The following is a 13,392-nucleotide window of genomic DNA, read 5'->3' as shown; positions in this document are numbered from 1 at the left end:
AAAAATAAATTATCCTTAAGTAGCTTGCAAAAAGATGCTATAGCTTTATTACTATTTGGTTTTTTGAAATTTAAATTGTTCTTGTAAGATGATTTAACAAAGATAGACGATATTAGGCATTGAAAAATGGAAGAGATACGCTTTGTTGACCTATTTTCAGGCATAGGAGGTATTCGACTCGGATTTGAACAGGCAGCGCAGTCGATGAAACTGAAAACAAAGTGCGTACTTAGTAGCGAAATTAACTCTGATGCACGATTAGTTTACGAAGCAAACTTTTCAGATGTTCCTTTAGGTGCGAATGTTGCCACGGGGATAATCCCCAGTGGCAAACTTCGCGATGTTAGAGAGATATTAGAATTACCAGAACATGATGTATTGCTAGCTGGTTTTCCATGTCAATCTTTTTCATATGCGGGGAAAAAAGAAGGATTTGGCGATACTAGAGGAACGTTATTTTTTGAAATTGTCAGGTTGATTGATTCCTGCAAACCAAAAGCATTTATTTTTGAAAATGTTAGAGGTTTGTATGCTCATGAGAATGGTAAAACTTTAGAGACAATCAAGCATGAAATGTTAGATATTTGAAGAGGAGAAATAAGGAGTTTGGACAACATCAAGATGGGAAACTATTGACAAAAGAACAAATTAGTACATTTTCTAAAAATACTAATCTAGACTCGATTCTTGAATCGTTAGTTACTAAAAAATATTTACAAATTATCAATGGTAAATATAAGCCCGTAGCTGGAAACTTTTCTTTTGAAGTATATAAATTTTTAGACCCAAGTAAAATAGCAGTGACTTTAGTTGCTAGCGATGCCAATAGGTTGGGAGTTTATTACAAAGGACGTATAAGAAGAATTACAACCAGGGAAGCAGCAAGACTTCAAGGTTTTCCCGATAGCTTTATTATTCATTCAAATGATGATAAGGCTTATTATCAACTAGGTAATTCTGTTAGTATTAATGTTGTAAAAGCAGTTGCAGAAGAACTTTTGTTGAATTTAGTCAATAGTAAAAAACCTCAACCAGAACAATATAATTTAGTATCTTGTTAAAATTTTTTAATTATGAATAATGCCGCCATTTTTTGATTAGCGGCATTATATTTGTTAATTAACAGACGCGATGTATTGAGTCTCTACATTACTAATTATCGACCAACACCAATATATTGGAAACCAGCTTTTTGCATAACTTCAGGATTAAGGAAGTTACGACCATCGATAATTACAGGATGGCTCATAAACTTCGCCATTTTTGCATAATCAAGTTTGGTGAACTGTTCCCACTCAGTGACTAGTACCAGAGCATCGCAACCGTCTGCTAAACGTTCGGCATCGGTTTCCACCAATACACCCGAAAGACCATGACGCATCCCAGTTTGGGAGATAATGGGGTCGTATGCTTTAACTTTTGCACCTAAACGGTTGAGTTGTTCAATCAATATGAGTGCAGGAGCATCACGCAAATCGTCAGTGTCAGGTTTGAAGGTTAAACCAAGCAAACCAATAGTTTTACCCTTGAGGATTTTCAGAGCTTGCTGAAGTTTTTCCAAAGCGATTAAACGCTGACGTTCGTTGACACTAATGGCAGCTTTGAGCAAATGAGCTTCATAACCGTAGTCATCAGCAGTGTGAACCAATGCGGATACGTCTTTGGGGAAACAAGAACCACCCCAACCAATACCAGCATTGAGGAATTTGCTACCAATGCGGGAATCCAAACCGATACCTTTAGCAACTTGAGTCACATCAGCACCAACGCGATCGCAAATGTTAGCAACTTCGTTAATAAAGCTGATTTTAGTCGCCAAGAAAGCATTTGCAGCATATTTAATCATTTCTGCCGAACTCAAGTCAGTTGCCAATACAGGTACATTAGGCAAAGATTTATTTTCGGCAAAATTGCGTTCAACAATGGGAGCATACAATTCCTGCATCATTGCGATCGCTTTCTTACTGTTACCACCTAAAACAATACGGTCGGGGTTGAAGGTATCAAATACAGCCGAACCTTCGCGCAAGAATTCGGGGTTACTGACAACATCAAATTCGGGGGATTCGGGTAAACGGGCTGCTGGTGCGCTTCCTGCTGTCACCAATTGTTTTTGGCGTTCAGCAATACCATCAAGGACAATCATTCGTACCCAGTCACCGGAACCAATGGGTACTGTAGATTTATTTACAATAACTTTATAACCGCCACTGAGGTTAGCACCGATACTACGGGCAACAGCTTCAACATAGCGAGTATCACTTTCGCCAGTAGGTAGGGGTGGAGTTCCTACCGCAATAAACAAAATTTCACCGTGGGCAACACCAGCAGCAATATCGGAAGAAAATTCAATTTTTCCCGATTGGATGGCAGACTGCATAATGTCCGATAGTCCCGGTTCAAAAATCGGTGACTGCCCGGATTTCATGATTTTGACTTTTTCTTCGTTGTTATCAATGCAAATGACATCATGCCCAATATTTGCCAAGCAAGCACCTGTTACCAATCCAACATAGCCAGTTCCAATTACACAAACACGCATTCGTCCAAATCCTCGCTCTATAGGGGTTAGTATCAAATCTGTTAAATCGCCAATATTATGGTTCCCCGTGGTTGGTCATAACTAACTGCGACTACCAAGAATTACCGAATCAGTATTTTTGTTCATGCGATCGCGGAAATTGGCGACGGTCAGTTGTAATCCTTCTTGTAACTGCACGGTAGGTTCCCAATTTAACAAGGTTTTAGCTTTGGTAATATCGGGACGACGACGACGGGGGTCATCTGAAGGTAGGGGTTCAAAGTTAATTTCTGAACCCGGATTGACCATATCTCTTACAGCTTCAGCCAATTGCAAAATTGTATATTCCCCAGGATTACCAATATTTACAGGACCAACGTAGTCGCTATTCATCAACCGAATAAATCCTTCGATTAAGTCGGAAGCGTAGCAAAAGCTACGGGTTTGCGAACCATCTCCGTATACTGTGAGGGGTTTACCCTGCAAAGCTTGGACAATAAAATTACTGACAACGCGACCGTCGTTTTCTAACATGCGCGGACCGTAAGTATTGAAGATACGGACAACTCTGATATCCACTTTATTCTGACGGTAGTAGTCAAATGCTAAGGTTTCTGCAAGCCGTTTACCTTCGTCGTAGCAAGCCCGTAGACCAATTGGATTTACATTCCCTCGGTATTCTTCATGTTGCGGATGAACGTCTGGGTCTCCGTAGACTTCGCTAGTGGATGCTAAGAAAAATCTCGCTTTAACACGCTTTGCCAAACCGAGCATATTTAGGGTTCCCATCACATTAGTCTTCACGGTTTTTACCGGGTTATACTGATAATGTACGGGGGATGCTGGACAAGCTAAGTGGTATATTTGGTCAACTTCTAACCGAATCGGTTCTGTGATGTCGTGACGGATGAGATCAAATTTGGGATTATCGATCCATTGGAGGATATTACCCTTATTACCCGTATAAAAATTATCTAAACAAATAACTTCGTGTCCAGCAGTCATCAATCGGTCAATAAGATGGGAACCAAGAAACCCAGCTCCGCCCGTCACCAAAATTCTCATACTTTTCCTATCGTTTAGAGATATTTTCAATTTGCAGTTACTCTGTTACTAGAGTACCCAGCCCTTAGTCAAAAATTCATCAAAAATATACTTTGTCAGTAAATTTTCAGAGAAGCACAAAATTAATTGTAATGATTTTGCTTTATTCTTGTTATTCACTTTTGTCAATACCATTAGCAAAATAACAAATATAGTTTCAGCAACATAAAGTAAATCTGAAGATTTACGAAATCTTTAAATTATAGGCAGTTTTCTAACTATATGCTGAAGCAGCGATATTAGTGCCAGAAAGTGATTGACAAGTTGAGAGATTTAGAGTATGAAACCTTATCAAACAATTACCGTAGTACTAACGACTCCAGAGGGAACGACTACGGGTTGTCCCCGTTGGGGTTCTCCTAACATAACTATCGAGCAGCTGAGTTGTCTGGCTAGCTGGGTTGTGACATCGCTGATTACCAAACCACCTGGTATCGTGCTGCTGCGGATAAACGGTAATACCACTAGGTCGTAGAGTCTTGCGGCTTGGAGAATCGCTTGGGTGACGTTTTCGTGGGCGATGATTTGAATGTCTGGTGGGTTTGAAGGTGCTAATTTTGATACGAGTAAGGCAAGTTGAGAACGTCTGGCGGCGATTTTACTCGAACTGGTGCGTCGTTCGCAGATATTTAACACTGTCACCTGGGCTTGATTTGCCTCTGCCAGAATTTGGGCAAAATGTATCGGTTGTAGTGTTGGCGACATGAGGTTTTCAATCGGCACCAATATTCGCTGAACCTTGTTGGGGGATTCGACTAGTCTGGTTACAGCTACTGGACAGTGGGATGACCAGAGAACGCTATCAATCACATTACCAAATAATTTTGCCCGCAATCCCGTGCGTTTTCCCCATCCCATGACAATTAAACTGGCTTTTTGCTCCCGTGCAGCTCGGCTTATTCCTGGGGCAAAGCCATCATCGATACGTAACAACGGGTCAGAATCCACACTTAAGACTCGTGATAAGGCATTTGCCTTAGCTAACAGTCGTTCGCTGCGTTGTAGGGATACTTCCAATTGGGGTGCATCCATGTGAGCTGTTGCGGTTGCGATCGCAAGGGGGATAATTTTGCCATTTGACTGTTTTGCTAGCAATGCAGCCATTTCAATCAAATATTGCTGGGTTTGAGGATTGTGGATCGGGACAACAATTTTAGTGCGATCGCTACCTGAACCCATTGATGGATATACTGGCTGTACGGCAGGCTGGATTTTGGTAAGGGAGGAATTTAAACTTAAACCCACTGCTACCCGACTGGTAATTAATGGTCCTAAGGTCGAAGTCACTAACATCAAGATAATAATGCTGGTGAGTAAGGTTTCTGATAGTACACCTGTCCGATATCCAACTAATGTGGCTGCCAATGTCGCCCCAACTTGGGGTATTGATAGTGACCACATTGTGACGGCTTCTTGCCAGTTGTAATGATAAATCAGTTTTGCTATTAATGCGGCAATAAATTTACTGATTATTAGACCCGCAACGATAAATAATGTTAATTGAACTGCATTAGTATTTCTAGTTAATACAGCTAAATTAACCAATAATCCCAAGTTAACAAAGAAAATGGGGATGAAGAGAGCGTTACCAACAAATACAACTTTTTCTTTGACTGGTCCTTCCCCTAAGGTTTCATTAACCGCTAATCCTGCCAAAAATGCGCCAACAATTTTTTCGATCCCAATTAATTGCGCCCCTACCGCAGCCAAAAATACCGCCAGTAGCACAAACAAAAATTGATTACCTTCGTCTTCTCCTGACCGTTTAAAAAACTCCTTCCCAACCCAATCGAATCCCACTAAAACCACTGTTGCGTATATGGTCAGCCAACCCAACAAAATAATCAGATTGGCATGATTTAGTTGACCTGTATGAACGGCAATGCAAACCGCTAACAACAATAAGGCGCTAATATCAGTAAAAACAGTAGCACCAACTGTCACTGTTACAGCTTCATTATTAACTACCCCTAGACGATTAATAATTGGATATGCCAGCAAGGTATGGGAAGCAAATAACGAACCAATGAATATTGATGCATTCCAGTCAAATCCAAAAATTCGTCCGACAAAAATACCGACAACTAAAGGGACTCCAAATGAAAAACTGCCAAAACCCAAAGAACGATTTGTGGTGTGACGAAACTGATTAATATCGATTTCGAGTCCGGCTACAAACATCAGGTATACTAAGCCAATCTCCGACAGCAATTTCATCATTGTCGAATTGGAATTGATTAGATTCCAACCATGTGGTCCTAGTATCACCCCCGCAATTAACAAACCTACCATTCCCGGTAGTCGTAATCTTTCAAAGATTATCGGTACGACTAAAATTACTACCAGTAAGATAGCAAAGGGAACAATGGATTCCTTGCCGAGAACTTTGGTTGTAGGTTCTAAAGCAAGTAATTGGGAGATAAATTCCATAGGTCAGTCTGGGGAAATGTGGTCAATAATGGGCAGTAGCTGTAAGTCTTGGAAAAGTAATGGAAAGAAACGCTACTTTCGTGGGGAAAATTGTGTCATTTTGAAAAGGCTGTGAAACTTCTTGCCCTTTCTTGCTGTATTTTTAATACCTATGGATGTATCTGACCAAGTATAAACCGCAAGCGATCGTAATCATCTTTTAGAAGTATACTCAAAGTTCTGCCAGCTTGAATTAGCCAGTCACGGTCGGCTTTGCGTAGTTGGTAAACTTCCCGGATTGCGGCTCCAACCAAAGACTCGATCGGGGCATTACCCAAGGAAAGTAGAGTTTGTAAAAAATCTAATGAGTTCGTAAATTTAACAATATTTTCGGGTTCGCACCGATAAACCGCTTGGTGGATTTGTGGAGGGCGAGGGGGTAAATACTGATACACAGTGTTTCGGGAACTACCTTTAACTGCTGGTATTTCAAACCCGACGATCGCAGCCCTAAATTCAGTTTTCAGCATGGCGAAAATTTGGGGTTGTTCTTCCCGCAAGTCAGCAAGTGACATTCCCAAAGCTCTTGCCCGGTGTACGGAATCGATGGGAGAAGTGGTAGCGTGGTAGACAACTGCATAAATTTGATTCCCCGATTCCTCATCTTGCGAATTGATCCAGCTTCCAAAAGGAGGCATTGAGGGAAAGCTTAAGTCATCGGGTTCGAGGCATTGGGCTAAAAACTCAGTTGTTGCCGTCTCAATCACTTCCCCAATATGATTAGGATTGCGATCGCGAGTATCAAATTGTGGCAGGGGAAGGCGCATAGTAATAAGTTAAGAGTTATGAGTTATGAGTTATGAGTTATGAGTTAAGAATCATTAGTTGAAGAAGTAATAACTCCTAGCTGCTAACTTATAGCGGTTATCAGTTGAGTTAAATATGGGTTGCAACCGAGAATAATGTAGGGGCAAACGGTTGTTTGCCCTGGTTTTTATTCCAGTTGTTTACCCTTATTTTTATTGCATCCAAACGAGAAGCGCCATATTAACTCTTAACTCCTAACTAAAAGAACTATTTAGCTTTTTTACGACCTGCTGTAACTTCAACAGGTTCCAATTCCGATAAACGGAAAGTAATTAATTTATCCCAATTGCCACCTTCAAACAAGACTGCAACCTTGCCATCAGTCACCCGTTGGACAAGCCCCTCAAAGCGATAGTAGGTATCGGCAGGATTTTTGACACGAACTGTTGCTCCAGGCAGAATCATCGTTTTAACCTTTAAGTTTCCTTTCTTATAGCTTAATGCTTCTTAGCAGTTTGTTGGAATAGGAATAACGAATAGCGAGCAGAGAATAAGGGAATAAGGTAATTATTTAATTCCCAATGCCCTATACCCAATGCCCAATGCCCAATAACCAATACCCTATCCCCAATATTTCTTCTTGGTTCGATAATTAGCGACAGATTCAACGATACCTAAAGAAATAAAGTTAGTTAACATAGCCGTTCCACCGTAACTCATCCAAGGTAAGGGGATACCCGCAACCGGAGCCATTCCCACGTTCATACCTACATTAACAATCGTTTGGAACACAATCATTGACAAAACGCCAATTGCTAATAACGAACCAAAATTATCTTTGGCGGTTTGAGCAATATGCAACAGCCGCAAGCAAACTACAGCAAACACCGATAACAATATTAAGCAACCAATAAAGCCAAACTCTTCCCCAACTGCCGAGAAAATAAAGTCTGTATGTTGTTCGGGAACAAAGTTTAACTGGGTCATCGGACCTTTATTTAAACCCCAGCCAAACCATTCCCCTGCACCAATTGCAATTCTGGATTGATATTGGTGATATCCACTTCCTAGCAGATCGGCTTCGGGGTTAAGGAATGATGTTAATCGGTTTTTTTGATATTGCTGTAAAACGTGGTTCCAAAGGAAAATACCTATTTCCCCACCTAACATATTCAGCATCCAAGAACCAATAGCACTTAAACCATATCGTCGCCAAGGTAAAGTTTGCCAGCCAACAACAGCCATAGCCACTGCCCAAATTAAACCCAAAGGACCAAAAACTAAATCCTTAGAGAAGGCAATTGTAAAGGGCCATTGGATGCTAAACAAAATGGCTGCGATAATTGGCGAAACCATCAGCACCAACCAGCCAGGATTGGCATTTGCCCAATACAACATTCCCAAGACGATCGCACCGAATACCAACGATGTCGCTAAGTCGGGCTGTAGGAATACCAAAACCCAAGGTACTGCTGTAAATGCTAATGCCCGAAACACCACAGGTAAAGTAGATGCGGTAGTTTTATGTAGTAGAGCTGCCAGGGTGATAATCATGAAGATTTTGGCAAATTCAGAGGGCTGAAACCTAAAACCAAAAATGCTAACCCACCGTTGCGCTCCTTTGGCAGTACTACCCACAATCTCCACAGCAATCAAACTAAAGTTGGTGATGCCGTAAAGTACCCAATGGATTTGCAGTAAGTTTTCATAGCGAATCCGAGCCAGAAATAGGGTAATAACCCCTCCGATTCCCGTCAAAGCCCAATGCAACAAAGATTTGTCGATTATTCCTTGTGCTAACTCTGTACTGTAAATCATGAGTCCGCCGAAAGCGCTAATCCCAATTACTAACAAAAATAGTAACCAATCGACCTGTTGCCAGGGTTTAATCCAGTAATTCCATCGCGACTGAGGACGCGAAGCCTTTTTTAATAACATTGTGCGATTTTAGACTTTAGCTTAGTATAGATTTTAAATTTAGTCGGCATTTAAATCTGTATTCCCAGGTATAACCTGAGAACCAGAATGAAATTGTTTTTTATGCTAAAGCTGCAACCGATACTTTCCCGGCAACATTAAGTGCGATCGCACGTAAGGCTTTGGCACTGGCGGAATCGGGGTCTGATGCCACAATTGGTACACCATTATCCCCACCAATCCGCGTAGATATCTCTAGGGGTACACATCCCAACAATGGTACTCCCAACTCAGTCGCTGTCTTCGCACCACCACCGGAACCAAAGATATCGTATTGCTTTTCGGGCATATCGGGGGGAATAAAATAGCTCATGTTTTCGACGATTCCCAAAACGGGCACATTCAATTGTTGGAACATTCGCAATCCTTTGCGGGAATCCAACAGGGAAACTGTTTGCGGTGTCGTCACAATCACTGCTCCTGCCATCGGCACTGCTTGTGTCAAAGTTAACTGAGCATCCCCTGTTCCGGGGGGCATGTCAACAATTAAATAATCAAGTTCCCCCCACTCTACTTGGTACAAAAACTTGCGAATAATCCCGTTGAGCATGGGACCACGCCAAATCACGGGTTGGTCTTTGTCAATCAAAAAAGCCATTGAGACTAATTTGACACCGTGATTAAATGCAGGTTCTAAAATCTCACCGTTAGGGCTGGAGTGAACAACCAGTTTGGCATCTGCTAGTCCTAACATTGTCGGGTCGTTGGGTCCGTAAATATCAGCATCAAGCAAGCCAACTTTAGCACCTGTCTGAGCTAGGGCTACGGCAATATTAACTGCAACGGTGCTTTTACCAACTCCACCTTTGCCGCTCGAAACTGCAATAATATTTTTAACCCCAGGAATTCCTGTGCGATCGAGAACACTTTTTTGCTGTGGAGTTTCCGCAGTTACTTCGATAGCAACATTAGTCACCCCTGGTAGAGTTTTCACAGCTTTTTTGCAGTCCTCAACAATAAATTCGCGCAACGGACAAGCGGGAGTTGTTAGCACTAATGTGAAGCTAACTTTGCCACCGTCGTCTATTTTGACGTTGCGAATCATGTTTAGTTCCACAAGACTTTTGCGAAGTTCTGGGTCTTCTACTGGTCGCAAAACTTCGAGAACTGACTGGGAATTTAAGATTGTATTCATAAGTTTCTCCACCCTTACCACCGCAATATACGTTTGCTTTATGCCAATACCTAACTACTTGAATATTAAACTGTTTAAGGTTCGGTTTGAGACTTAGTAAGGGCGATCGCGATTTAAAATCTATACTTGACAAAATTAATGAATAATGTTTCTAACCCTAACATGGGGGTACAATCTTCTCCTGGTTCACCCGCAATGTTCCGGCTAACTTTCAGCAGTCTTTTGGGGTGGTATTTTGTCCCCACAAACTCAAATACGCTACAAAACGCAAATCTTGCTACAGGGATTATCCCTGTAGCAAGATTTTCATCATTCCGTAGCTTTAGCTTCTCCCTCAGCGAAGAAGAGCGAATTGGGAATTAATTGTCTTAACCGGGGGGCCAATTAAGTTGTCGTCCCCCAAGGATATGTAAATGCAGATGGTAGACAGTTTGACCCCCATCTGCACCTGTATTGATGACAACGCGATAGCCTGTTTCTAAACCGATTTGTTCGGCAATTTTCTTTACAGTTAGTAACAAATGTCCTAGTAGAGCGCTATCTTCAGGTGTGGCATCAGCGAGTTTGGGAATAGGTTTTTTAGGGATTACGAGGATATGAACGGGTGCTTGGGGGTTAACATCACGAAATGCTAAGGCTAAATCGTCCTCATATACTATATCTGCGGAGATTTCCTTGCGGATGATTTTGCCGAAAATTGTATCTTGGGTAGTCATTTATTATTTGTTTTTATTGGTCATTAGTCAATTTTTAATGATAAGTGGAGAGATGACCGAAAATTTATTTATTAACTGCGATCGCACATTGGTATCTATCTCCAAAACGCGATCGCACTTCATAATCCAACAGCGAATAATGCGATCGCACATCTCGATATCTATATCGCACTTCAGAATCCAACAAATAATGCGATCGCTTACCAATATTAATTTCTAATCTAAAATTATGAGATAACGACCCCGTTCACCCGCCGCAGAGAACCTCTCAAACTTAGCAAAGAGACTCTGTACGGTCAGTGTGCAATGGGATTGTTAGACCGTGCCAACTTTTCGGAGTTCGACCTGTCCGCCTTCAAAAACCTGCATTGTTAACTGGTAACCTTCCATCAGTGACATTCCAACAAGTGGTTCTGAATCGGCTTCGTCTACTGGAATTGTTGCCAGTGTCCCATCCCAGACTACAACTGCTTCGTAAACGTCAAAAACGCACTCGCTACCATCCCCAAGGATTGCTCGCCCTCGCCTTTTCCACGTCAAGTTTAACTGGGCGATCAAGTCTGGAGGCAGAGAAAGCCAACCATTAAAGCCTGTGTCTACGATCGCATATTGTGTAAAAACTTTGCCATCGGAGCGGTGAATAAATAGGGGAATAATGGGTTCAAATTCCCCATTGATAACTCCGGTAATCATGCACTTTTACGGCTGCGTCCGCCGAATCGACGAACATGGCGAGAGCCAATGCGGACAATCCAAATTTGAGCATCAGGGTGACGGGCTTCAAGGCGATCGCAGGCAGCAATTTCGCTTGCATCAACTTCAAAGGCTCCGGTTTCCAGGTCAATCGCCACAATCTTCCCATGATTATCTGTTTCGACTTGCGATCGCACTTGAGTTTCGTAGATTTCGTCCCCACGTTGGGCAAATTCTTCTTTGCTGTAGCGGGGTTGTTGAATGGTCATCAATTTGACCTCTTTATGATTTGACCCTTCTATTTTAACTCGGAGATACCTTTGCAGAAAGAGACTTCTATCTTCAATAATCCAACAGCGAATAATGCGATCGCACATTGGTATCTATCTCCAAAACGCGATCGCACTTCATAATCCAACAGTTAATAATGCGATCGCAATTCATAATCCCAAAAATAATACGATCGCACACTGGTATCTATCTCCAAAACGCGATCGCTCCTCATAATTCAACAAAAAATAATGCGATCGCTTACCAATAGAAATGACCTTCTACATTAAATACCTAAGTTTGCTTTTCTTTAAAGTAACAATATAGATTTGCAACTGTTACATCTGGTATTTTTTCCCAGTTACAAGGAGCTAAAGCTTTATAACCGAGTTCTGTTGCTTGATGGCTAATATATTGTTCATGTTCTCGGCGGGAGTTTGGTTCTACCATAAATTTTAGTTGTTGTCGCAAAGATTCAAAGTGAGATTCTTGTTTTAATTTTTCGTAATGAATAATTTCTGAGGGAATATCATCTATATCAAAATCCGGATTGATGATTATTTCTGACCCATTAGGATCAATATTTTCAAGCAATTTTAATTCATTTGGAGATAGGGAACGCTGCCAATCAACTGCATTTTGCCAAGAATCTAGTACTGCTAAATCATGATTATGAATGCGTTGTAGTTCGGGAAATAAAAAATCTAGTTCTTCTTCGCTTTGACAACTATCCACTAATTCTATGGAATGGTAGCGAATTTTTTGTTGTAGGTTTGAGAGCCGATCGCAAACTACATCATATTCTCCTCTCAGTTGATATGTTAGGGTTATTGTTTGCTCAATCGCTTGAGCGCACTCCATCCGACGTAGTTTTGCTGCGGCACAGGTATTATTATATAACTCAGGATTATTATAATCGGCTAGTGATTTACGTAACATGCCTTCTATATTTGATAAAGAAGTATTTCTATCACTCAAATTTTGTAATTGTAGTGAATTTTTTAACCAGTTTATAGCTTCGATAAAATGCCCATATGCATAAATTAATATAGTACGATGTTGTTTAAATTCAATATCATTCGCAAGATTTTCAATATGTTGTGCTATTTCTATATTATGCTCCTTAAAAGCTTTTTTCATATCTATAAAACCATTTTTTACTTCTAACCGTAATTGCTTAACATCTTCTTTCAATTTCAACGTTTGATGCAAATTTACGGCAGATAGTGCTAACCCGGCAAAAGTTCCAACTCCAATTAAAGCTGTAGTTGATTGCAAAACCCCCACACTATTCTGGAGAGTATCGAGGATTTTATAAGTTTTTTGAAATCCTATATGGGTTTGAGCTATTTGCAATCCACCCATTGCCATCTGTACAGGAGCGAATAAAGGGTTTGCACCACCAACAACACCAACCGCATGGGCAATAAATTGACCTGTTACCTTGTCTCTCGCTAATCCTAATAGTTGACCAGTTACTTGATTCTGAACTACTTCTAAAGCACCGGAATTAATGCCAGCTTGAATTGCTGGAGCAAACTGAAAAAGCATATTTTTGTAAATTTAGACTATTTTTACATCATCATAACTTCCTCTTCTAGTAAATATATCCGTTTTTATACGTAGGACTTTTTACAAAAAATTGGGCATATTTAAATTGTGAAGAGTATTTTTATAACTCGTTAAACCTCGTCTACTTTGAGAACTGTAGTTTTCCACAAAGACCTTGAGATTGCTACCCTGCGGGTAGCCACTTTGTG

16 protein-coding genes are annotated in these 13,392 nt (G+C 40.9%); 4 read left to right on the top strand and 12 right to left on the bottom strand.

The genetic code is table 11. The annotated features are described in order from the left end of the window. The first annotated feature begins 126 nt into the window (after positions 1-126). Both CK510_RS33475 and CK510_RS33470 read left to right on the top strand, forming a co-directional pair. Positions 127-588, top strand: a complete 462-nt coding sequence (locus CK510_RS33475; RefSeq protein ID WP_245912175.1) for a DNA cytosine methyltransferase — start codon at positions 127-129, stop codon at positions 586-588. 44 nt (positions 589-632) lie between these two features. Continuing rightward, positions 633-1,061: a DNA cytosine methyltransferase gene (locus CK510_RS33470; RefSeq protein WP_245912174.1), complete on the top strand. Its 429-nt coding sequence runs from the start codon at positions 633-635 to the stop codon at positions 1,059-1,061. A 95-nt stretch (positions 1,062-1,156) separates the two neighbouring features. Here CK510_RS33470 and CK510_RS15965 read toward each other — a convergent pair whose 3' ends face one another. From CK510_RS15965 to CK510_RS15935, 7 genes are all read right to left on the bottom strand, one after another. Then, on the bottom strand, positions 1,157-2,542 hold the full coding sequence (locus CK510_RS15965; RefSeq protein ID WP_095722644.1) for a UDP-glucose dehydrogenase family protein: 1,386 nt from the start codon (positions 2,540-2,542) through the stop codon (positions 1,157-1,159). A gap of 81 nt (positions 2,543-2,623) precedes the next feature. Then, entirely contained in the window at positions 2,624-3,586 is a 963-nt protein-coding gene (locus CK510_RS15960; protein ID WP_095722643.1) for a UDP-glucuronic acid decarboxylase family protein, read from the bottom strand. Between the two features lie 330 nt (positions 3,587-3,916). Continuing rightward, a complete protein-coding gene (locus CK510_RS15955) occupies positions 3,917-6,055 on the bottom strand; it encodes a cation:proton antiporter domain-containing protein (RefSeq protein WP_095722642.1) in 2,139 nt (712 codons plus the stop codon). Positions 6,056-6,204: 149 nt separating this feature from the next. Next, positions 6,205-6,861 carry an HAS-barrel domain-containing protein gene (locus tag CK510_RS15950; RefSeq protein ID WP_095722641.1) on the bottom strand — a complete coding sequence of 219 codons (657 nt, stop codon included), beginning with the start codon at positions 6,859-6,861 and terminating at the stop codon, positions 6,205-6,207. 247 nt (positions 6,862-7,108) lie between these two features. After that, entirely contained in the window at positions 7,109-7,306 is a 198-nt protein-coding gene (locus CK510_RS15945) for an NAD(P)H dehydrogenase subunit NdhS (protein WP_095722640.1), read from the bottom strand. A gap of 156 nt (positions 7,307-7,462) precedes the next feature. Continuing rightward, entirely contained in the window at positions 7,463-8,779 is a 1,317-nt protein-coding gene (gene rodA, locus CK510_RS15940) for a rod shape-determining protein RodA (protein ID WP_095722639.1), read from the bottom strand. 100 nt (positions 8,780-8,879) lie between these two features. Beyond that, complete coding sequence (locus tag CK510_RS15935; RefSeq protein WP_095722638.1) at positions 8,880-9,953, bottom strand: Mrp/NBP35 family ATP-binding protein; 1,074 nt, start codon at positions 9,951-9,953, stop codon at positions 8,880-8,882. A gap of 138 nt (positions 9,954-10,091) precedes the next feature. On the opposite strand from CK510_RS15935, the gene CK510_RS31045 reads away from it, so the two are divergent. Next, positions 10,092-10,316, top strand: coding sequence for a hypothetical protein (locus tag CK510_RS31045; RefSeq protein WP_143289320.1), 225 nt, complete (start codon positions 10,092-10,094; stop codon positions 10,314-10,316). A 5-nt stretch (positions 10,317-10,321) separates the two neighbouring features. Here the strand turns inward: CK510_RS31045 and CK510_RS15930 are convergent, their stop codons facing one another. The 4 genes from CK510_RS15930 to CK510_RS15920 form a co-directional block, all read right to left on the bottom strand. Beyond that, positions 10,322-10,669 carry a histidine triad nucleotide-binding protein gene (locus CK510_RS15930; RefSeq protein WP_095722637.1) on the bottom strand — a complete coding sequence of 116 codons (348 nt, stop codon included), beginning with the start codon at positions 10,667-10,669 and terminating at the stop codon, positions 10,322-10,324. Positions 10,670-10,733: 64 nt separating this feature from the next. After that, positions 10,734-10,856, bottom strand: coding sequence for a hypothetical protein (locus tag CK510_RS33990; RefSeq protein ID WP_281257043.1), 123 nt, complete (start codon positions 10,854-10,856; stop codon positions 10,734-10,736). 128 nt (positions 10,857-10,984) lie between these two features. Then, positions 10,985-11,362, bottom strand: a complete 378-nt coding sequence (locus CK510_RS15925) for a clan AA aspartic protease (RefSeq protein ID WP_095722636.1) — start codon at positions 11,360-11,362, stop codon at positions 10,985-10,987. Continuing rightward, positions 11,359-11,631, bottom strand: a complete 273-nt coding sequence (locus CK510_RS15920) for a hypothetical protein (RefSeq protein ID WP_095722645.1) — start codon at positions 11,629-11,631, stop codon at positions 11,359-11,361. The genes CK510_RS15925 and CK510_RS15920 overlap by 4 nt, the downstream gene beginning before the upstream one ends. Before the next feature lie 94 nt (positions 11,632-11,725). Between CK510_RS15920 and CK510_RS31810 the strand changes: the two genes are divergently transcribed. Continuing rightward, entirely contained in the window at positions 11,726-11,869 is a 144-nt protein-coding gene (locus tag CK510_RS31810) for a hypothetical protein (RefSeq protein WP_158224911.1), read from the top strand. 57 nt (positions 11,870-11,926) lie between these two features. Here CK510_RS31810 and CK510_RS15915 read toward each other — a convergent pair whose 3' ends face one another. Further along, the gene (locus tag CK510_RS15915) at positions 11,927-13,183 is read right to left on the bottom strand and encodes a hypothetical protein (RefSeq protein ID WP_095722635.1); all 1,257 of its coding nucleotides are present in this window, start codon (positions 13,181-13,183) and stop codon (positions 11,927-11,929) included. Positions 13,184-13,392 lie beyond the last annotated feature (209 nt).

The organism is Brunnivagina elsteri CCALA 953, from assembly GCF_002289455.1.
In the GTDB taxonomy this organism is placed as follows: domain Bacteria; phylum Cyanobacteriota; class Cyanobacteriia; order Cyanobacteriales; family Nostocaceae; genus Brunnivagina; species Brunnivagina elsteri.
Note: the sequence above shows the minus strand (reverse complement) of the source record. Positions and strands in the feature narration are given on the sequence as shown.